20 protein-coding genes are annotated in these 18656 nt (G+C 66.4%); 7 read left to right on the top strand and 13 right to left on the bottom strand.

Annotated elements, in window-relative coordinates; all coding sequences use genetic code 11:
- Positions 1–49 precede the first annotated feature (49 nt).
- The 3 genes from JYG37_RS22095 to JYG37_RS22085 all read right to left on the bottom strand — a co-directional run bounded on the left by JYG37_RS22095 (position 50) and on the right by JYG37_RS22085 (position 2415).
- Complete coding sequence (locus tag JYG37_RS22095; RefSeq protein WP_213346397.1) at positions 50–601, bottom strand: hypothetical protein; 552 nt, start codon at positions 599–601, stop codon at positions 50–52.
- Between the two features lie 43 nt (positions 602–644).
- On the bottom strand, positions 645–1349 hold the full coding sequence (locus JYG37_RS22090; protein ID WP_213346395.1) for a hypothetical protein: 705 nt from the start codon (positions 1347–1349) through the stop codon (positions 645–647).
- A gap of 679 nt (positions 1350–2028) precedes the next feature.
- Entirely contained in the window at positions 2029–2415 is a 387-nt protein-coding gene (locus JYG37_RS22085) for a VOC family protein (RefSeq protein ID WP_124592933.1), read from the bottom strand.
- 302 nt (positions 2416–2717) lie between these two features.
- On the opposite strand from JYG37_RS22085, the gene JYG37_RS22080 reads away from it, so the two are divergent.
- Positions 2718–3008, top strand: a complete 291-nt coding sequence (locus JYG37_RS22080; protein ID WP_050011940.1) for a hypothetical protein — start codon at positions 2718–2720, stop codon at positions 3006–3008.
- A gap of 204 nt (positions 3009–3212) precedes the next feature.
- Here JYG37_RS22080 and JYG37_RS22075 read toward each other — a convergent pair whose 3' ends face one another.
- The 3 genes from JYG37_RS22075 to JYG37_RS22065 form a co-directional block, all read right to left on the bottom strand.
- The gene (locus tag JYG37_RS22075; RefSeq protein WP_176015799.1) at positions 3213–3977 is read right to left on the bottom strand and encodes a hypothetical protein; all 765 of its coding nucleotides are present in this window, start codon (positions 3975–3977) and stop codon (positions 3213–3215) included.
- 51 nt (positions 3978–4028) lie between these two features.
- The gene (locus tag JYG37_RS22070) at positions 4029–4637 is read right to left on the bottom strand and encodes an acyl-homoserine-lactone synthase (RefSeq protein WP_050011939.1); all 609 of its coding nucleotides are present in this window, start codon (positions 4635–4637) and stop codon (positions 4029–4031) included.
- Positions 4638–4848: 211 nt separating this feature from the next.
- On the bottom strand, positions 4849–5292 hold the full coding sequence (locus JYG37_RS22065) for a DUF4902 domain-containing protein (protein WP_089489499.1): 444 nt from the start codon (positions 5290–5292) through the stop codon (positions 4849–4851).
- Positions 5293–5365: 73 nt separating this feature from the next.
- On the opposite strand from JYG37_RS22065, the gene JYG37_RS22060 reads away from it, so the two are divergent.
- Positions 5366–6085: an autoinducer binding domain-containing protein gene (locus JYG37_RS22060; RefSeq protein ID WP_213346394.1), complete on the top strand. Its 720-nt coding sequence runs from the start codon at positions 5366–5368 to the stop codon at positions 6083–6085.
- Between the two features lie 51 nt (positions 6086–6136).
- On the opposite strand, the gene JYG37_RS22055 is transcribed toward JYG37_RS22060, so the two are convergent.
- The 6 genes from JYG37_RS22055 to JYG37_RS22030 form a co-directional block, all read right to left on the bottom strand.
- A complete protein-coding gene (locus tag JYG37_RS22055; RefSeq protein WP_050011936.1) occupies positions 6137–6844 on the bottom strand; it encodes an MgtC/SapB family protein in 708 nt (235 codons plus the stop codon).
- 328 nt (positions 6845–7172) lie between these two features.
- A complete protein-coding gene (locus JYG37_RS22050; RefSeq protein WP_050011935.1) occupies positions 7173–8717 on the bottom strand; it encodes a TolC family protein in 1545 nt (514 codons plus the stop codon).
- Positions 8704–10749, bottom strand: coding sequence for an FUSC family protein (locus JYG37_RS22045; RefSeq protein ID WP_124630737.1), 2046 nt, complete (start codon positions 10747–10749; stop codon positions 8704–8706). Before JYG37_RS22045 ends, JYG37_RS22050 begins: the two co-directional genes overlap by 14 nt.
- Positions 10730–11779 carry a multidrug transporter subunit MdtN gene (gene mdtN, locus JYG37_RS22040; RefSeq protein ID WP_213346393.1) on the bottom strand — a complete coding sequence of 350 codons (1050 nt, stop codon included), beginning with the start codon at positions 11777–11779 and terminating at the stop codon, positions 10730–10732. The genes JYG37_RS22045 and mdtN overlap by 20 nt, the downstream gene beginning before the upstream one ends.
- Positions 11776–12069, bottom strand: a complete 294-nt coding sequence (locus JYG37_RS22035; protein WP_050011932.1) for a hypothetical protein — start codon at positions 12067–12069, stop codon at positions 11776–11778. Before JYG37_RS22035 ends, mdtN begins: the two co-directional genes overlap by 4 nt.
- Positions 12070–12237: 168 nt before the next feature.
- Complete coding sequence (locus JYG37_RS22030) at positions 12238–12561, bottom strand: hypothetical protein (protein ID WP_143328905.1); 324 nt, start codon at positions 12559–12561, stop codon at positions 12238–12240.
- 186 nt (positions 12562–12747) lie between these two features.
- Here JYG37_RS22030 and JYG37_RS22025 point away from each other — a divergent pair, with 186 nt between their 5' ends.
- The 5 genes from JYG37_RS22025 (at position 12748) to JYG37_RS22005 (ending at position 17146) form a co-directional block, all read left to right on the top strand.
- Positions 12748–13893: a metallophosphoesterase gene (locus JYG37_RS22025; RefSeq protein WP_050011931.1), complete on the top strand. Its 1146-nt coding sequence runs from the start codon at positions 12748–12750 to the stop codon at positions 13891–13893.
- Positions 13894–14059: 166 nt separating this feature from the next.
- Positions 14060–14659, top strand: coding sequence for an alpha-ketoglutarate-dependent dioxygenase AlkB family protein (locus JYG37_RS22020; protein ID WP_213346391.1), 600 nt, complete (start codon positions 14060–14062; stop codon positions 14657–14659).
- A gap of 305 nt (positions 14660–14964) precedes the next feature.
- A complete protein-coding gene (locus JYG37_RS22015; protein ID WP_034204546.1) occupies positions 14965–15171 on the top strand; it encodes a hypothetical protein in 207 nt (68 codons plus the stop codon).
- A 323-nt stretch (positions 15172–15494) separates the two neighbouring features.
- On the top strand, positions 15495–15974 hold the full coding sequence (tecA, locus tag JYG37_RS22010) for a type 6 secretion system effector deamidase TecA (protein WP_050011929.1): 480 nt from the start codon (positions 15495–15497) through the stop codon (positions 15972–15974).
- Positions 15975–16249: 275 nt separating this feature from the next.
- Positions 16250–17146: an IclR family transcriptional regulator gene (locus JYG37_RS22005; RefSeq protein WP_124555036.1), complete on the top strand. Its 897-nt coding sequence runs from the start codon at positions 16250–16252 to the stop codon at positions 17144–17146.
- A gap of 107 nt (positions 17147–17253) precedes the next feature.
- Here JYG37_RS22005 and JYG37_RS22000 read toward each other — a convergent pair whose 3' ends face one another.
- Positions 17254–18333, bottom strand: coding sequence for a porin (locus JYG37_RS22000; protein ID WP_089489496.1), 1080 nt, complete (start codon positions 18331–18333; stop codon positions 17254–17256).
- Between the last annotated feature and the right edge of the window lie 323 nt (positions 18334–18656).

The following is an 18656-nucleotide window of genomic DNA, read 5'->3' as shown; positions in this document are numbered from 1 at the left end:
TAATGCGAAAAACCCGCGTGCTACGGGCTCATACCAAAGAAGCAATACTTTATTTAATAATTTTTAGTGGACCTTGACCGGGTCTTTTGTGCGCCGTGGATGCCGGCGCCGGAGATTGCGTTGACTGTGTTCCTTTTGGCGTGGTCGTGTTGCCCGAGGTCGACGTGCCGCCGAACTTGGCGAGCGGGCTCCCCACTGGTTGCCCCGCTATAACCGCGAGAATGTTCCGCGCCGTCGCCAAATTGTTGCTGGCTTCAATTTGGCTCACTGCCACGCCAAGCGTGTAATCAGCTTTGATCCGCTCCGAGTGAAGGTTTTTTGCCATCACGCCGAGCGTGAACGACTGCTTATTTCTTGGATCCGATTTGGGTACGGTCGGGTTAAGGAGCCCCGTATACAGGTGATGGTGCATACCCGACTTTGTCCCGGCAGGAATGTTGCCCGGGAACGCGGCTGCAGCCAGTCCATCTGCGAAACCTTGAATGTCATGATAAACAGCGTAATAGGCGCGCGATCCTACATTTCGCCAATCCGCTTCACATGACCCGGTATTGAAAATTCGTTGTGCTGCACTCAGCAAATCTGCTGTAGCGACGCTCATATCGTAACCGTGTGGATTCAGTGTTGTTGTACATTGCACGCAACTAGTGCGTGATGTTTTGCCCTTCGAAAGCTACGGCGAAGGCCGGCGGCAACGGCACTTCTTCATCATACAGACGCCCGAGGAATTCGTTATAGAGCCACACGGCTTCGTCAGGCGTAATGGCGAATCGATACCGGAGTTTTACGCAGCTTAATGATCTGAAAGCGTCCAACTGGACGTTGCCGACATGTACAAGCCCGTACTCGCGCACCACGGCACCCGCGACGTCCAATACGCGCGTGATGGCGTTGTCATCCGTGCCGGCCTCCTCAAGGATTTCCTCTGCGGTACGCAGAAGATCGACGGGGACTCCATCCATATTTGTGAGGTGCATTGTCTCGGCCTGCGAAATAAACCGCGCTATAGTGCGGACCGCGCCGATCGACAAGCCTGGGTAGACGTTTTTGGTGAACGACCCTGTCTCAGGCGAAGCTACCGCGCGGAAGTGCTCCAAAGCATGCGATGCATACCCTAGGTTAGAGTACGCAATGAATACCTGCAATTCACGTTCGCTCGGAGGCAGCATCGAGCCCCTAAAGGTGGCAATCGCCGCGTCAATATTTCCCTGCAGCGTATAAAGCAACCCTTTCAGAAAGCTCGCTTCCTCTTCAAGATTTTGGGACAGTTTTTGGATTCTGTCCCCCATATCAACTGAGAACTCGGAGTGCTCGTGGACCAGCCGTCCACGCTCCAGCATGGTGTTCATCTCTTCGAGCATTCCAACAAACACCGACAAGGGCTGATTATTCATAAGAGGGAAGAGTGCGTCGCCGTGGCACGTGCGAGAACATCGGCCTTTCGTAGTATTGTTTACGGACGTATTACGCGAATTCTTGAATCGACCGCGCCGTAGGGCAGCAAAGATGCTTCGCTGTTGTCCTCCTACGACGTCGACAAGAGCGGATTTCACGAGCTGCGTGCCGGCTTTGCTTTGCCGGAACGACACACGTCGCCGGCAGCTGTCGGTGGTGCGCTCAGTTTTGATGCGATGCCGAATAGTAACAGATGTTGGTACGATGGGGGCGTTACCTGGGCGTAGCTTTTGGCGTAGGTTTCGAAGCCAGTGCCCTATATACAAGGCGATTTCATTACTTCGAAGAAAACGAGTAACCGGAGCGGGCGCGACGGCGCCCGTTGTTCGTCATCTGTTTTCCGATCGTTGCAGGTACAAGCGACGATCGCGATTTCCCCCTCATTCGTTCTAGTGCCGCGCTTATGTCATCAGCTGCGTTGCGCGCGGCGTCCGCCCGTTCCGCACCGCCCATGACGATCACGCCATCGAAGTTCGAAATCGAACGCCCGACGCTGCGTCGCTGGCGATCGGCGGACGCGCGACCGCTCCCCGCAGTCACGCCGGCGCGTAACCGCTCACGCGCATCTGCCCGTCAACGCCACGTGCCGTTCTGCAACACGATCCGGTAGCCGTCGGCATCCTCGAAAGTCTGGCCTGATATTTCCCAGTACGGATTGAACGACGTCACCGGCATGAAGCCGTGTGCGGTCGCGCGCTCGCAGGCGGCTTCCCATTTCGGACGATCGGGCAGATAGAACACGATCAGGTCCTCGGGCGTCGGCGACGGCGCGATCGGATGGTCGGGGCAGTGCGTGAACTCGAAGTGATAGTCGAGGCCTTCGCGTCCGAGGATCACGCCGGAAAAGCCGTCGTGATCCTCGAAGCGCGCCAGTACCGATAGATCGAGGGCGTCGCGATACATGCGCTCGGTGTGGGCGAGGTTGCTGACCGGGCGGGCAATGCGCAGATGGGCGTGCAAGAGGGCCTCGGCGGGAAGTGGCGGGCCGCTCAATGATAAGCCGGCCGATCGCGATCGCGCGAGGCGAGCGAGTCTTGTTTCCCGCGATACTCGCCGTATCGAACGATATCGATTCGGCGCGGCCAAACGGATCGAATGGTGTCGAGCCTCATCTCGCGAAAGAAAAAACATGACGCTTGTCGATCCAGTATGGGCACTCCGCGTTGCTGCGGCCACTCCTCAGCAAGACCTTCGAAGGCATGCGTTCGACAGCGCCTGCCGCACGACGCGCGGATACGCGCATGCCGGGCGGGAGGTGACGAATGGATAAGCCCGATCTTCGTCGACCTGTTGCCGGACCTTATCGTCAGTCGCGATGGGCGGCCGGACTGGAGGCCGGTTTCGGATGGGCGGCAAAGGGGACGTTGGTACTGGCCGGCTTGGCGATGGTCGCGTTGGCGGCGCTGACGGGCGATGTCGGTGCCCTGACGGACCTGCCGACGACCCGGAAGGGGTGGCTGTACCTGCTGTTGGCGCTCGTCGCGGCGGTCGCGCTGATATTTGCGGAGCATCACTACCGGCTGCGACCGACCGGCGTGCGTCCGGCGGGCTAGTCAGGCGGGGGAGGCGATGCGGCCCCACAAACCGTTCAGGCAATAAAAAAGCCCGCTGCTTGAGCGGGCTGAATCCATGTTTGGAGACATGGAGGAGACAGAGGTAAATTTAAGGGAAAACCCGGACGTTTGCAAGCCCTCGTTGTATCCGCACAACTTGCCGCCGCGCAGACCGCTTGGCGGCGCCGCGCGGCACAGCCTCATTCATACGCCGCCGGCCCGTGCGTGCGTCGCAAACGCGCCGAACCGCTCCTGCGCGACGGGCAGCGCGTATTTGCTGCGCATCTCCGTTTCGATCCATGCGCACGCCTCGCGCGCGCAGTCGGTCAATGCGTGCCGCGTCGCATGCCCGTCGATGTCGTAGACGAAACGCACGCCGACCTCGTCATCGTCAACCTGTCGTTCAAGCTGATTGAGCTGCAGTTGCGGCCCGTGCTGGTGGGACAGCGCGCGCAGTTCGTCGAAGTGATATTCGAGCCAGTCCGCGAAGAACAGCGCGTCGCTATGGCTGGGCAGGCGGAAAGCCGCGCTGCGCGACGGGCGCGCCGCGATTTCGCCGGCCGCCTCAGGCGGTTCGCGATCCGACGCGACGGGCGCGTCGACCGGCGCGAGCGGGTGCCGAATCTGCCGGTACGGCTCGCGATCGCGCAATGCGTGCCACAGCAATTCGTCGCCGGCGGCGCCGGACGGCTGCATCGTCAGGTCGTGCCGGCCGTCGCCGACCGCGGCGATGTCGCGGATCACGAGGCGCAGCGAGCACAGCGGCTCGTCCGCGACCAGCAGGGTGGCCGGCCGCGGCAGCCCGCACACGAGCGGCGCGGCGCCGGTCGCACGAAACACGAGCCCGCGGCGGTCGAGCCGCACGAGCGGCAACGGCCTGGGGAACGACGGATAGGCGACCGCGATGCGGGCGCCGCTGGCGCTCGTCAACCCGGGCATCATCGCGCGAAAGACCTGGGACTGGTCCACGTTGGTTCTCCTTCGTTACGATGCCACCCGGACGGAAACGTGCGTTCCGGCTCAGGCGGCGATAGCTTGCCGGGCGGCCTGCCCCGGCTCGATTCCTAGCGCGGCAAACGTTTGCGAGTCGATATCGATCCAGCACGCGACCACCAGACGTCCGTCGACCTGCTTCGGCGGGCCTGCGCGGTGCGCGTGTATGCCGATCCGGCGGAACAGCCGCTCCATGCTCGCGAACGTCACGCCGATCAACTGGCGCGCGCCGAGCTGCGCCGCGCATTCGACGACGGCCGCGAGCATCGGGCGCACGGCCCATTCGGCGTTGCCGGGCCCGCCTTCGTCGTCGGTCGCCGCGAACCGGGACAGTTCCCAGACGGCGGCCGATTGCGGCAGCGGCATGTCCTCGGCGACCAGGTCGGCGAACAGCGACTTCAGCAGATACGGGCGCGTCGTCGGCAGCAGGCGCGCACATCCGCACATGTCGCCGGCGGCGTTTCGCGCGAACACGTAGACGGTATCGTCGCGATCGAACTGGTCACGCTCGAAACTTTCGTTCGCCGACGGGAGCGCCCAACCGAGCTGCTCGACGAACACGCGGCGCCGATAGCGCCCTAGGTCCGCCGCGAGTGCGTGCGGCAACCGCCCTTCCTCGTGAACGAAGGTCTGCATGGATGTCCTCGGATCTGTGCTTTTGTATGCACGCATTACAGCGCGCGGCACGAGGAGCCTGTAACTGGTAACTCTTACAGGGTGGCGGCGTAAAAGACGCCATTTGCGCGGTGGTAACGGTTTCTTGATCGACGGGATTGAAAACCGGGGCGGTTTTATTTATAAAGAGCGCCAGTCTTGCAAAATAGTCAGAGGAATGCGCGGCCAGTTGTCACTGGAGCGTCGGACCGGCATGATAGGCGTCGTTGGGCCCGAGCAGGGCGGACGCGACCGCGGCAGGCCAGTCGAGGGTGGCGAGCCGCGCGGCGAGCGCGGCGGCCGTGCGGAACATGCCGATGTCGGCACCCTTGGCGTCGATGGCCATCACGTTGCTGCGGACGTCGCCGCCCGCGATCACGAACGCGCCCGTCGCGCGTTCGAGGTACCAGTCCCAGCCGACCGTCACGTAGGCGACGCCGGCACCGGCCGCGCGATGCCATTCGGTATAGCCGGCAAGGCGGGCGTCGATCGCGTTGTCGCGCAGTTCGGCGAGCAAAGAAGGGTCGAGGCCGCTTGCGACATGGTCGAGTACAAGTGCGGCCAGTGCGCCTTCTGACAGGCGTACGTAGCCGTCCGGGGACGGGCCGGGGACAGGGTGCAGCAAGGGTGAAGTCATGCGCGGAATGTATCAGCCTCGAAAGGGTGCTGGAACCTGACAAGTATGACAGCGTGACGTTGTCGGAGAAAGAATGGAACTGCGCTGGCAGGATGCCTACCAACAATTCAGCGCCGCGGAAGACGAGCAGCAGCTCTTCCAGCGGATCGCCGCCTATTCCAGGCGGCTGGGATTCGAATATTGCTGTTACGGCATTCGCGTACCGCTGCCCGTTTCGAAGCCGGCGGTCGCCATCTTCAATACCTATCCGGATGGCTGGATGGCGCACTATCAGGCGCAGAACTATATCGAGATCGACTCGACGGTTCGCGACGGCGCGCTCAGCACCAACATGATCGTCTGGCCGGACGTCGACAACCTCGACCCGTGTCCGCTGTGGCAGGACGCGCGCGATTTCGGGTTGTCGGTGGGCATCGCGCAATCGAGCTGGGGGGCGCGCGGCGCGTTCGGCCTGTTGAGCATCGCCCGTCATGCCGACCGGCTGACGCCGGCCGAGATCAACATGCTGACGCTGCAGACGAACTGGCTCGCGAACCTGTCGCATTCGCTGATGAGCCGCTTCATGGTGCCGAAGCTGTCGCCCGCGGCGGGCGTCACGCTGACCGCGCGCGAGCGCGAGGTGCTGTGCTGGACGGCCGAGGGCAAGACCGCATGCGAAATCGGCCAGATCCTCAGCATCTCGGAGCGGACGGTCAACTTCCACGTGAACAACATCCTCGAGAAACTTGGCGCGACCAACAAGGTCCAGGCGGTCGTCAAGGCGATTTCGGCCGGGCTCATCGAAGCACCTTGACGTGACGTCGTGCGACGGCGGCGCCGGATGCCGCGTCCGCCGCGCCGCGGCTCACTCCATCATCGGCTCCGCTTCCTTTGCGGTCCAGCTCACGCTGGAAATGCTTTTCTCCATGCTCATCCGGCTCGCGATCTGCTCGAGCTTCTGCTGATCCTTCGGATGCAGCTTCAGCGTCGCGGTCACCTTCAGCCGGTCGGGCTGCTCGGGCACGTCTTCGCTCGTGAGGCTCTGGAACGACAGCGGCTTCGCATACATCGCGTTCGACAGCAGCGTGCGGATGTGCACTTCGTCGGCGGCGAGGCAGATCACGGTGATCTGGTATTCGCGCACGAGGTCGGCGTTCGACACGGGCGTCGCGTTGATGGCCTGGCTGACGCCGCGCAGCACCGTATTGGTGAGCAGCACGACGGCCGTGCCGGCGAGCGCGGGCACGTAGTGGCCGGAGCCGGCCAGCACGCCGACGGCGGCCGAGCACCACAGCGTCGCGGCCGTGTTGATGCCCTGGATCGAGCCCTTGTCGCGCATGATCACGCCGCCGCCGAGAAAGCCGACGCCCGACACGACGTACGCGGCGATCTGCGTGACGCCCGCGACGCCGTTGCCGGTCAGCACGCCGAGCGTGACGAACAGGCACGCGCCGCTCGCGACGAGCGTGATGGTGCGCAGGCCGGCCGTGCGCTGGCGCATCTGCCGCTCGAGGCCGATGGCGACGCCGCAGGCGAACGCGGTGAAAAGACGGAGTGCGAAATCAAAAGTCATGGTTGTCCTGCCGTGCAAGAAGCGCATGCCGGCGCGCGTCGCCGCGGCGCAAGGCCGAACGCGACGCGGCGATAGCCGTCATTGCGCGGTACTGTACCGCGCGAATGCGTCATTCAGTGTGAAACGGGGGAGCGTGGGGGGGGGGGGGGGGGCCCCCCCCCCCCCGGCGGGGGCGGGGGGGGCGGCAGGAGAACTGCGGCGGACAGGCGTTCAGGCGGCAAGCGGCGCACGCAACGGAGTGCTGCAACTGTCCACGATGGTTCCTGAAGGAAGAATGGGCGGCATTCTAGTGGGCGGCGCGCGCTCGCGTCAACCGCCTGCGGCGGCGCTACTGCGCCGAGCCGATCGTGCCCGTCGCGAGCGCGAGCGCGGCGGCGGCCGACAATGCGCCGGCATAGCTGTCGAGTTCCGCGTTCCGCGCGGCGAGCAGCTGGCTTTGCGCGATCGTCGCATCGGTGACCGAGCCGACGCCATTCCGGTACGCGGTCAGTGCCGCGTCGTAGCTGGTTTGCGCGGCATCGACGAGCGCCTTCGCGGCGTCGTGCGACGCCAGGCTCGTCTGCACCGCGTTCTGTGCGGCGACGACTTGGCGCACAGCTTCCTCCTTGGTCCGCGTGAGGCGCGCGGAGGCGCTTTCCGCGTCGTTGCGCGCCTGCATCAAGACGGCGGAGCGCAAACCGCCGTCGTACAGCGGAATCGTCACGCCGAGGAACACGCCGCCGCCGTAGCGGCTGCCGTTCAGGTTGACGGTCGGCGCCTGGTCGCCGATCGCGGGCAGCGCGGAGATGGACGTGCCGCCGCTCGCATACGACGTGGACGCGGACAGGAAGATCTTCGGCATGAACGCGGCTTCCGCCGCCTTGATCTTCGCGCGATTGGCCTTTTCGACCGCGAACGCGCCCTGCAGATCGGGGCGGCGCGCGATCGCGTCCGACACGATCGCGTCGACCGACGAGCCAAGCGCCGGCGGCAGCGTCCGCTTCGGCAACGCGGCGATCGTCGGCTTCGACAGCGGCGAGATGCCGAGCGCGGAGACGAGTGCGAGATAGCCGTCGCTCTCGGCGCCGTTCGCCTGCACGAGCGCGAGGTTCGCCTGCGCACGGTTCTGCGTCGCCTGCGCGAGCTCGACGACCGTGCCGACGCCGTGCTTGAGCCGCGCGCGGGACGCCGCGAGGATCGCATCCGCGTTCGCGAGGCCCTGTTGCGCGCTGAGCGCGCGCGAGCGGGCGGCTTCGTAGCGGTAGTACGAGACGGTCACGTCGTGGATCACCTGCTGATGCACGGCCGTGAATGCGACGTTCGATGCAATCGACGCCTGTTCGGCCGCTTCGACGCGCGCCGCGCGGCCGCCGAAATCGAACAGCAGCCATTGCAGCGACAGCGCCGAAATCGTGCCGTGCGCGGTGGTGTTGCTCGACGAATCGCCGAGGATCGTCGACGTCGAGCCGTGGTTCGCCTGGTACGCGCCCATCGCCGTCGCCGACAGGCGCGGCAGATAGGCGGACTTGGCGAGGCCGACTGCGAGCGCCGCGTTGCGCGCGTCGTTCCACGCGATACGCGTCAGTGGGTTCGAAGATTCCGCGAGATCGATCAGCTCGGGCAGCGTGTACGCATGCGCGGCATCCAGCGCGGCCGGCGCCGACACCGACGCGAGCGCCGGCGAGGCAGGCAATGTGTAGTCGTGCGCGCCTTGTGCGGACGCGCGTGGCGGCGCCGCCACGATGTCGCCCGCGGCCGACGTTTGCGGCTGCCACGGGCGGTCGGACGCCTCCGGCGCCAGATCGATCGACGACGTCGCGCAGCCGGCCAGCGCGACGGCGGTCGCGAGCGCGGCAGCGGCGATCGACGCGGCCGGCGGTTCAGGTGGGCGCATGAGGGGCAGGCTCCTTCGGTGTGGCTTGACGGGCGGCGTCGGCGATCTGCGCGAGCCGCGCGTCGATCAGGTTCAGTAGCGCGTCGCGCGTGGGGTCGGCGGGGGCGATGTCCGACGGTGGTGTCGGGGCATTCGTGCGGGGCGCGGTTTCGTCGTCGCCCGGCGCAGTCACGCGCGAGAGTTGCGCGCCGATCGCCGCGTCGCCGGGCTTGCGCTCGGCGAGCAGGAACAGCGGACCTTCGATCGCCCCGAGTTCCGCGAGTGCGCGCCGCCGTGTGGCCAGCCACGTCGCGGCCGGCCGCACCCACGACGGTTCGTAATGGATCAGGCCGAGCTCCTGCGAGATCGCGCCGTGGCGCGCGAACGCTTCGGCGGCCAGCGCGCGCCGTTCGGCCGGCTGCGCGATCTGCGCGACGCGCCGCCACTGGTCGAGCAGCGTTGCGAGCGCCGCGTCGATCTGCTTGCCGATGCTGACCGGCCAGATGCGCGTGAACACGAGATACACGACCACGTTGCCGAGCAGGATGCCGATCGTGCGATCGCGCGCGAGCGTCAGGTCGAAGCCGGGGCCCGCGCCCTGGATCACGCACAGGAAGAACGCGAACGCGATCTGGAAGCCCGCGTACGCGATGCGCGGCGATCCGAACGCGACCCATGCGGACAGCCACGCGCCGGCGAAGACGAGCGCCATCAGCTCGCCGATCGACGACAGAGACGGGACGACGAACACGAGCGCGGCGGTGCCGATCAGCGCGCCGACGATGCAGCCGGCGATGCGCAGCGTCAGTTTCTCGACCGTTTCGGCCGTCGAGCCGAGCGACACCATGTAGCAGGTGATGAAGCAGGTATGGATGCCCGACCAGTCGAGCTGCGAGTACAGCAGGTAGCAGAACATGGCGGCTACCGTCGTTTTCAGCGCATAGCGGATGTGGTCGGGATTGGTGCGCGCATCCGGCAGGAAGAAGCCGCCGCGCGGGGCGGGCGGTGTGGCGGGTTCCGCCGGTTTGTCGGCGGCGCGCGTGTCGGCGGTATCGGCCGGTGCGGCCGCCGCGTCGATCGCGGGCGGTTGCGCGAACTGCGTGATCGCCGTGTGCAGGTCGGTCGCGACGACGCGCGCGAGCGGCGGCAGCGCATCGGCGGCCGGCAGCGCGAGCGTCACGTCGACCGGATAGCCGCCCCGTTCGAGGATCGCGGCCATCTCGTCGAGCGTCGTCGCGATTGGCGTGGCGAACGCGTCGGGCAGCCGCGCGTCCGCTTCGCGATCCGCAAGCGCGACCGCGACGAGCAGCGCGGTGCTCGACGCGACGGCCTGCCGCAATGCGACGACATCGGCGCCCGACGACGAACCTTCGAGCTTCGACAGCTTGAGCCACGTGAGCAATGGCTTGTCGCCTTCGCGCAGGCTGGCGTCGAACGCGGCGCGCGCGTCGTCGCCGCCGCGCAGCCGCCGCGCGGCGAGCCGCAGCCGCTTCGCGAGCTGAGCGTGCGCGAGCTTGCGCGGCGACGGCGCGATCAGCAGGTTGACGACGATCGCGACGCCGACCGGGATCGCGACCATCAGCCATGCATAGAGCAGCGCGCGCGTCGCGGCTTCGCCGACCGGCGCCAGGCCGAGTTCGTCGAGCCCGAAGCCGACGATCATCGCGAGGATCGCACCGACCGGACGCAGCTTGCTCGCGGACGTCAGGTACAGCAGGCCGACCGACAGCACGGCCATGCATGCGACGCGCAGTACCGAATACTCGATGCTGAAGATCGCGGCGCCGATCACGAGTGCGATCACGACCGTGACGAGCAGCAACATCGCGACCGCGAGCACGACGCTCGTCACGCGATCGGCGCGGTTCAGGAAGAACACGACGTACGCGGAAATCGCGGCTTCCGGCGTGCCGTATCCGCTCGTCACGAGCGCGACGAGCGCGCAGATCAGCGCGACGCGCACGGCCATGGCCGCGCGCCCCGGAAACGGCGCGAGCAGCCGCAGGACTTCGCGCGGGCCCGGCGTGCGGACGTCAGCGGCAGGCTGAGCCATGCCGGACCTCGACGATCGCGCTCGCGCCGACACGCACGAGCTTGCCGTCGGGTTCGTCGAGCTTCACGCGCACGGGGAAGCGCTGCGCGACGTGCACCCAGTTCACCGAGTTCTGCACGATCGGCAGCGAGCGCGGCAGGTTGATGCGCGCGCTGTCCGCGATGCCGGCGCCGATGCCGACGACCTTGCCCGTCATCGGGCGGTTGCGGTCGATCATCGAATAGACGGTCGCGCAGTCGCCGACTGAGATGCGATTGAGCGACGTCTCGCGGAAATTGCCCACCGCGAACCATTCGCTCGCGTCGATCAGCGTGAAGATCGACTGGTTCGGTGCGAGGGTTTCGCCGGGGCGCACGCTCAGGCCCGTCACGAGCCCGTTGTGCGGCGCGCGCACGACCGTATCGTCGAGCGCATGCTGCGCGCGGGCCAGCGCGGCTTCGCGTGCATGCAGCGTCGCGATCGCGTCGGCATCGTCGCCGATCGTCTGCGCGGACGCGCGCTGCTGCTCCTGCGCCTGCGCGAGCGACACGGACGCGTCGCGCTGGCGCACCTTCGCCTGGTCGAACTGCTGCGCGCTGACGTAGCCCTGCGCGGCGAGCGGCGCGAGCCGGTTCACGTCGCGCGTCGCGAGATCGTAGTTCTGCGTCGCGCGCTTGACCTGCTCGGCAGCGACGGATGCGTTCGAGCGCTCGCCGATCAGCGAACGGCGGCGCGTGTCGAGCGACGCGCGCGCGAGTTCGAGGTCGGCCTGCGCCTGCGCGACGGTCAGCCGGTACGGCACGGGATCGATCACGTACAGCAGCTCGCCTTTCGCGACGCGCTGGTTTTCATGCACCGCGAGCTGCACGATGCGGCCGCCGACCGGCGACGCGACGTGCACGACGTCGGCGTCGATCGACGCGTCGTCGGTGGACGGATAGGCGGTCGTGCGGTGGTACGCGTACGCGAGCGCCGCGATGCCGAGCGCGACGATCGCGAGCGCGATCACGCGGCCTTTGACGGAGGGGCGGGCGATGCCGGCGGCCTTCATGCGAACGGCCCCGTGCCGGTGAGCCAGACGATCACGGCGACCACGAGCCCGATCGCGGTGCAGACGGCGAGCTGGTAGGGCACCGTCGCGGCCCAGCCGGTCGCGACGAACACGCGGTGCGCGACGATCGCGCCGACGATGCCGACGATCGCGCTGACGAGCCACAGCGGGAAATACGCGCCGAACAGCACGTAGGACGGTGCGCCGCGCGATGCGCAGCCCGCGAGCGGCAGGACGGGCGCCAGCACGGCGGCGACGCGCAGGGGCGCGCGCGGCGTTGTTCTTCTCATGGTGTGACGAGCTCGACGTTGGGGGTGGATGCCGGGCGCGGCGCAATGCGGATCGTCGCGACCGGCCGGGCCGCGACGACGATTCCTGAATACGGAGGCGATCATAAATCAGCGCGATGCGGACCGCCAGCGATCCGGCACGTAGGCTGGCCGTGGCCGCGTGGTCGGTCATGCCGGACGGTCCGGCAGTGTGTGTCGGCATCGATGATCGGACCGTCGCGATTCTGCCAGCACCCGCTCGCGTAGGGTTGCTAACGGACTGTAAAGGATCGTCAGATGAAATCGCGCAGCGGAATTTGCCATGTCGACGCAGCGGCAATCGGCGCGCAAACCGTCGATTGCCGCCTGGACCCATGCAAATCTGGTCGGTCCGGCTGACCCGCGCGCAGCCTCGACGAGCAGGTCGACGAGAGCGTGGTGCAGCACGCCCGGCAGGCTGTTCGCTTTCGCGATCTGCGTGAAAAGTTTGACGTCGACGAGAACGAAGCGCATGGCGTTGCGGCGGGAAGGTGGCCGAGTGGCGTGCGCAGCCGCACGGCGCTGCGCCGCCGGCCGCGACCCGTCGTCGCGGCCGGGATCTGTGTACCATCGTGCGTAGGGCGCGACGCGCCGCACCGGGCATCACGGCCCGCGCGACGCGCGTCGGGGAAGCGGTACTGCAACGAAGGTGAACGTTCCATGCGAAGTTTCTTTGTCCGGTTCATTGCAATCGGCGTGCTGTTCCATCTGTACGTCGGGATGCGGATCATTCCCGATGCGTTCGCGTCGCCGCTCGCACGCACGGTCGCGGCGCTCGTGCTGGCGAGTTTCGTCGTGTTGATTCCGGTCGGCATGTTCTCGCGCCGCTTCGACGAAGGGTGGGCCGCGACGCTGGTCGGATGGGCCGGCGCGCTCGCGATGGGCTTCTTCTCGTCGTTGCTGGTGCTGACGTTCCTGCGCGAAATCGTGCTGCTCGGCGTGTTCGCGTGGCGGCATCTCGGGCATGACGGTGCATGGAGCCGCGCGGCGCCCGACACGGCGCTCGGCGTGCTGGCGGCCGCGGTGCTCGCGACGGCGATCGGATTCGTCGGCGCGCGTCGCACGGCGGCGGTCAAGCGCGTGTCGATTCCGGTCGCCGGGCTGCCGGCCGCGCTCGACGGGCTGACGATCGTGCAACTGTCCGACATCCACGTCGGGCCGACGATCAAGCGGCCGTACATCGAACGGATCGTGCGCGCGGTCAATGCGCTCGACGCCGACCTGGTGGTCGTGACGGGCGACGTGGTGGACGGTTCGGTCAAGCGCCTGCGCGAACACACGGCGCCGCTCGGCCAGATGCGCTCGCGGCACGGCACCTTCCTCGTGACGGGCAACCACGAGTACTACGCGGGTGCGCATGCATGGATCGACGAGTTTCGTCGTATCGGGCTGACGGTGCTGCTCAACGAGCACGTGCTGATCGAGCACGGCGGCGCGCGGGCGGTGCTCGCGGGCGTGACCGATTTCACCGCGGGCGGCTTCGATCCCGCGCATCGCAGCGATCCTGAGCAGGCGCTGGCCGGTGCGCCGCGCGACGTCGGCACGAAGATCCTGCTCGCACACCAGCCGCGCAGCGCGGAAGCGGCGAATCGCGCGGGCTTTACCGTACAGTTGTCGGGGCACACGCATGGCGGCCAGTTCCTGCCGTGGCCGCCGTTCGTGCGGTTGCAGCAGCCGGTGATCGGCGGGCTGAACCGCTTCGGCGACATGTGGCTGTATACGAGCCGCGGCACCGGCTACTGGGGGCCGCCGAACCGTTTCGGCGTGCCATCCGAGATCACGCTGATTCGGCTGACGCGCGGCTAGCCGATAGCCGGGAGGCGGCCGTCGCGCGATACGAATGCGCCTCGCGGCGCACGGCGGCTTCCTGTCGGCCTTTCGGCGCGAATGACAGCGCATGGCGGCGCGCGGCGCCGTTGGCTAGTATGCAGACATGCATCTTTCGCTCCGTTCCTTGCCCGTTCCTGCCGACATGTCGACCCCCGATCTCTTCGCCGATACGCCCGTGCCCGACGTGGACTGGTACCCGGACTGGCTTGCGCCGCCCGACGCCGATCGCGCGCTGACCGCGCTGATCGACGAGGTCGCGTGGCGGCAGGACACGATCCGCACGCCGCGCGGACGCATTCCGTTGCCGCGGCTCACCGCGTGGCAGGGCGAACCGGATGCCGTCTACGTGTACTCGGGGATCCGCAACGTCCCGGAGCCGTGGACGCCGGCCGTGCTCGGGCTGAAGCAGGCGGTCGAGGCGACCTGCGGCGTGCGTTTCAACAGCGTGCTGCTCAATCGCTATCGCAACGGGCTGGACAGCCTCGGCTGGCACGCGGACAACGAACCCGAACTCGGCGACGCGCCGGTGATCGCGTCGGTGAGTCTCGGCGCGATGCGCGTGTTCGATCTTCGTCATCGCGCGACGGGCGTCACGCATGCATACCGTCTCGTGCATGGCAGCCTGCTCGTGATGCGCGGACGCACGCAGGCCGAATGGCAGCACCGCGTGCCGAAGGCGCCGGGCGTGCAGGGCGAACGCGTGAACCTGACCTTCCGGCGCGTGTCGATGGCGGGCGGATAGATCGCGCCCCGTTTTCTTGATCCACGAAAGCTGGATGCAAGCAATCGGCCGCGCGTGCGGCACGTTGCCGCACGAACGCGATGCCGGCCGGCGTGACCGGGCGCGGAGGCCCGTCCCGTATGGGTTTCAGATAGATTTGATCGACCGCCCGGTTCCGATAGGTGAGTGAAACCTCTGATGGTGCGTCGCAACAATCCTTGAATAAACTGTCGAATGACAGAAATGCGCCGGCCTATCGGCGCGACCCTTTCGACATGTCTCCGTGCGTGGCCGACGCAGCGCGCAACGGGGCAGGAGCAAAACGCGTGACCGTACTCGACCCTTCCTTCGCACCCTCGCTGCACGTCTTCGAGCAAGACGGCGGATGGCAATGGGCGCTGACGGTGAAGCGGGCGACCGGCGTCGGCGTGAAAGTCGTGGCGTTCAGCCGCGAAGGCTTTCGCGGCGAAGCCGAGGCATACGCCGCCGGCCAGCTTGCCCGCGCCGAATATGACGCCGCCGTGACGGCCTGACGCCGTCGCGGCGATTCCGCCCGAGGATCGTCTTCCTCTGTGCCGTCCGTTACGGGGCGGTGCTTTCCCCACTGCCTTGCATTTTTCGCTTTTCGCTGGTGGCGAGAGGCGCCTGCCCGCTGGCGTTCGCCGCGCCACCTGTCCTTGCGCCGACGATGCGACGCGCGTGGCGAAAGCCTGTACGCGGGCTCGCGACCCGCCGGCAAGTACGCACCGCGTTTGGCGCGAACAAGCCTGGAAAACGCCGAGCCATATCGTAATAAGATATGACGTTATTGCATCCGCGGGACGATGACGTTCCGCCTTCCTGAAAGGAGCTATCCGTGCAACTGACCCAGTTAGGCGGGCATGTCGCCCAATCCGGCGTCGCCGAACGGCAAAAACACGCGCAGGCGCTGATGTTCGGGATGGCGAACATCGACGAGTACGTGTCCGGCGGCGTCTGCTACGATGCCGCTGCTTATGTCCGCTATCTGCTGCGCGCCGACGCGATGATCGCGCCCGGCACGCTGCTCGACACGATCGGCCAGCTGTGGAAGACGCGCTTCAACTTCGAGACCGGCAATCAGTGGGACGGGCGCGCGAGCATTCCGGCGGGCACCGCGGTCGGCTTCGCGCGCGGCACCAATGTCTTTCACGCCGCGATCGCCGTCGGCGGCACCCGGATTCGCGGGATCAACGGCGGCCTGCTGGGCGCCGGATGGCTGCATCCGGTCGATCTGGCACGCGTGCTGCAGCCGGATCCGGCCGGCGGCTTTACATACGACCGCACGACCATTCGCGTTTATCTGTCGCGCCTGTAGGCTGTCCGGCGTCGAAGCTCACGCTTCGGCCATCGTTGCCCGACCGCGTGCCGCGTGCCGCCTTTCCATCGTCCGGCGATTTCCGCATGGCGCCGCGCCGTCCAACGCTGCTATCCTCTCGACCTTGAATGACGCGTCATGGTGCGTGGATGCGCGTGCTGCATCGCGGCGCCGCGCAGCGGTGCGAGCCCACGCGCGCACTGAGGTAGCATGACTGAATCTCCACGGCGATCCATGACCTGTTTCGTGACTGATTTCCTTCCGTCCATGTCCACATGGTCAAGACAACGATGAGCGATGCCCCTGAGCCGTCGGTGCCTGGCGACGACGAGTCGTCGGGCGGCGGCGCTTCGTCCTATCTGGTGCCGGGGCTCGAACGCGGGCTGCGGATCCTCGCTGAATTCTCCGCGCGCGAGCCCGTGCTCGGCGCCCCCGAGCTGTCGAAGCGCATCGGCATTCCGCGCACGACCACGTTCCGCCTGCTGCAGACGCTCGAGGCGCTCGGTTTTCTCGAACGCGTGAACGGCGACCGCTATTTCCGGCTCGGCGTCGGCGTGCTGCGACTCGGCTTCGAATACCTGAATTCGCTCGAACTGACCGATCTCGGCACGCCCGTGCTCGAACGGCTGCGCGATTCGACCGGCCTGTCGACGCACCTGCTGATCCGCGACCAGCGCGACGTGGTGTTCGTCGCGAAGGCGCAAAGCAATGCGTCGATGTTCGGCTCGGTGAAGGTGCACGTCGGCACGCGCCTGCCCGCGCATGCGACCGTGCACGGCCACGTGCTGATGGGCGACCTGACGCGCGATGCGCTGCGACAGCTCTATCCGGAGAAGAAACTCGAACAGTTCACCGAGCGCACGCCCGGCACCGTCGACGAGCTGTACGAGCGCGTGCGTCATTACGCGCGGCTCGGCTATGCGGTCAGCGAGGCGGCGTTCGAGAGCGGTATTTCCGCGGTGACGGCGCCCGTGCGCGATCATTCGGGCTCGATCGTCGCGGCGATCACCGCGACGGTGCCGCGCTCGGAGATCGGCGAGGCCGGCGAGAAGGAACGGCTCGTCGAAGCGGTGTGCGGCGCGGCGGTCGACCTGTCGCAACGGCTGAACTATCGTCCGCTCGAAAGCGACCCGACGTTCGCGCATGCGCGCCACAAGGTCGCGATGTTCTGACGTTCGCGCATCGATCCGGCCGCGGCGCGCGGCATCGCAACGAAGAGAGCGGCCCGCGGGCTGCTCTTGTCGTTTTCGGGCACCGCAGGCGCGGTGCCCGAGTTCACTCAGAACGAGTGATGAATGCCGGTCAGCACGATCACCTGGTTCGCGGTGCTCGACACGCCGGCCGTGAAGAACGCAGCCTTTGCGCCGCCCGAACCGTGTTCGTAAAGCACGTTCGCATACAACTGCGTACGCTTCGACAACGCGTAGATGTCGCCGAGTTCGACCTGCGTCCAGCGGCGGCCGGCCAGCGTCGTGGTCGCCGCGCCGCCCGCGATCGTGTTGAACGCGCTGCTGCGGTAGTTCACGCCCGCGTCGTAGCTTTGGAACGTGTCGGAAAACCCGTTCGACTGCATCTTCACGCGCGTGTAGAGGCCATGCACGAGGAAGTCGCCGATCTGGTACGACGCGCCCGCGCCGATGTTCTCGACCTTGTTCGCGAGGTAGCCGTTCGCGGTGTTCTGCCCCTGGAACGACGTGATGCCCGTCTGGCTGATCAGGATCGAGCGGTCGTGCTCGTTTGAGTAGACGGCCGACGCCTTGAACGGCCCGTTCGCATAGTTCAGCGCGACGCCGACCGATTTGCCGGTCGAGAAGTTCGTCGTGTTGCCGAGCGCGAGCGTCGCCGCGGCCGAGAAACCCGCGAAGGTCGGCGAACGGTACTTGACCGAATTGTTGTACGGCACGTTACCGGTTGCGGCGAGCGCGTCGATGTTGCCCGGATGGAACGCAAACCAGCTCAGCGCGAGGTACGCGGTGCTGAGCGGATCGAGATAGTCGAACGTCAGCGGCGTCTGGCGGCCGAGCGTCAGCGTGCCGTAGCGCTCGGCACTGAGGCCGACGAACGCCGCGCGGTTCCAGATTGTGTTCGCCGTCGCGAACTGGCCGTTGTTCGTATAGAAGCCGTTTTCCAGCTGGAAGATCGCCGACAGCCCGTCGCCGAGATCTTCCTTGCCCTTCAGGCCCCACCGGTCGGGCTGCGTATTGCCCTGGATCATCGCCCACTTCGCGTGGCCGCCGACGTTGTTCACGTAGGCGACGCCCGCATCCATGCTGCCGTACAGCACCACGCTGCTCTGCGCCCACGCGCCCGACGCGGCGCCCATCCCGATGACTGCTGCTGCTACCGCATGCTTGACCATTTGATCTCCTGACTCTCCAACCTGATGAATACGTGTTGTGACGGCCTGCGCGGGGACGGCCGGCCGTCGCGCATGTTCATCGCCGAAAGGACATTCTTATGTTCCATATAAGGAACAACGTGCCTTTAATGGAATGGAGTATAGAGGGGGTGTGCGCCCGATCAAAAATAAATTTTTCGGGACGGATGAGCGCCGGGCCGACTCCCGGCAATCCTGCGTGACGTCTCGAAAAAGCCGATAAATCCCCGTCACATAACAAAAAATTACATTCGACAGAGTAGGCGAAGGGAGCGGTCGAGCGAGGTGTCGGTGTTTTCCCTAGG

Origin of the sequence: Burkholderia sp. LAS2, from assembly GCF_018417615.1 — a bacterium.
GTDB lineage: Bacteria > Pseudomonadota > Gammaproteobacteria > Burkholderiales > Burkholderiaceae > Burkholderia > Burkholderia sola.
This window is presented reverse-complemented; position numbering and strand designations above follow the sequence as displayed.

Bases quoted from the DNA above. Each gene is read 5' to 3' on its own strand.
- JYG37_RS22050 (WP_050011935.1), bottom strand. From the start codon at position 8,717: ATGCGCCCACCTGAACCGCCGGCCGCGTCGATCGCCGCTGCCGCGCTC.
- JYG37_RS22060 (WP_213346394.1), top strand. From the start codon at position 5,366: ATGGAACTGCGCTGGCAGGATGCCTACCAACAATTCAGCGCCGCGGAA.
- JYG37_RS22090 (WP_213346395.1), bottom strand. From the start codon at position 1,349: ATGAACACCATGCTGGAGCGTGGACGGCTGGTCCACGAGCACTCCGAG.
- mdtN (WP_213346393.1), bottom strand. From the start codon at position 11,779: ATGAAGGCCGCCGGCATCGCCCGCCCCTCCGTCAAAGGCCGCGTGATC.
- JYG37_RS22000 (WP_089489496.1), bottom strand. From the start codon at position 18,333: ATGGTCAAGCATGCGGTAGCAGCAGCAGTCATCGGGATGGGCGCCGCG.
- JYG37_RS22025 (WP_050011931.1), top strand. From the start codon at position 12,748: ATGCGAAGTTTCTTTGTCCGGTTCATTGCAATCGGCGTGCTGTTCCAT.
- JYG37_RS22035 (WP_050011932.1), bottom strand. From the start codon at position 12,069: ATGAGAAGAACAACGCCGCGCGCGCCCCTGCGCGTCGCCGCCGTGCTG.
- JYG37_RS22070 (WP_050011939.1), bottom strand. From the start codon at position 4,637: ATGCAGACCTTCGTTCACGAGGAAGGGCGGTTGCCGCACGCACTCGCG.
- JYG37_RS22005 (WP_124555036.1), top strand. From the start codon at position 16,250: ATGGTCAAGACAACGATGAGCGATGCCCCTGAGCCGTCGGTGCCTGGC.
- JYG37_RS22055 (WP_050011936.1), bottom strand. From the start codon at position 6,844: ATGACTTTTGATTTCGCACTCCGTCTTTTCACCGCGTTCGCCTGCGGC.
- JYG37_RS22065 (WP_089489499.1), bottom strand. From the start codon at position 5,292: ATGACTTCACCCTTGCTGCACCCTGTCCCCGGCCCGTCCCCGGACGGC.
- JYG37_RS22080 (WP_050011940.1), top strand. From the start codon at position 2,718: ATGGATAAGCCCGATCTTCGTCGACCTGTTGCCGGACCTTATCGTCAG.
- JYG37_RS22020 (WP_213346391.1), top strand. From the start codon at position 14,060: ATGTCGACCCCCGATCTCTTCGCCGATACGCCCGTGCCCGACGTGGAC.
- JYG37_RS22030 (WP_143328905.1), bottom strand. From the start codon at position 12,561: ATGCGCTTCGTTCTCGTCGACGTCAAACTTTTCACGCAGATCGCGAAA.
- JYG37_RS22095 (WP_213346397.1), bottom strand. From the start codon at position 601: ATGAGCGTCGCTACAGCAGATTTGCTGAGTGCAGCACAACGAATTTTC.
- JYG37_RS22045 (WP_124630737.1), bottom strand. From the start codon at position 10,749: ATGGCTCAGCCTGCCGCTGACGTCCGCACGCCGGGCCCGCGCGAAGTC.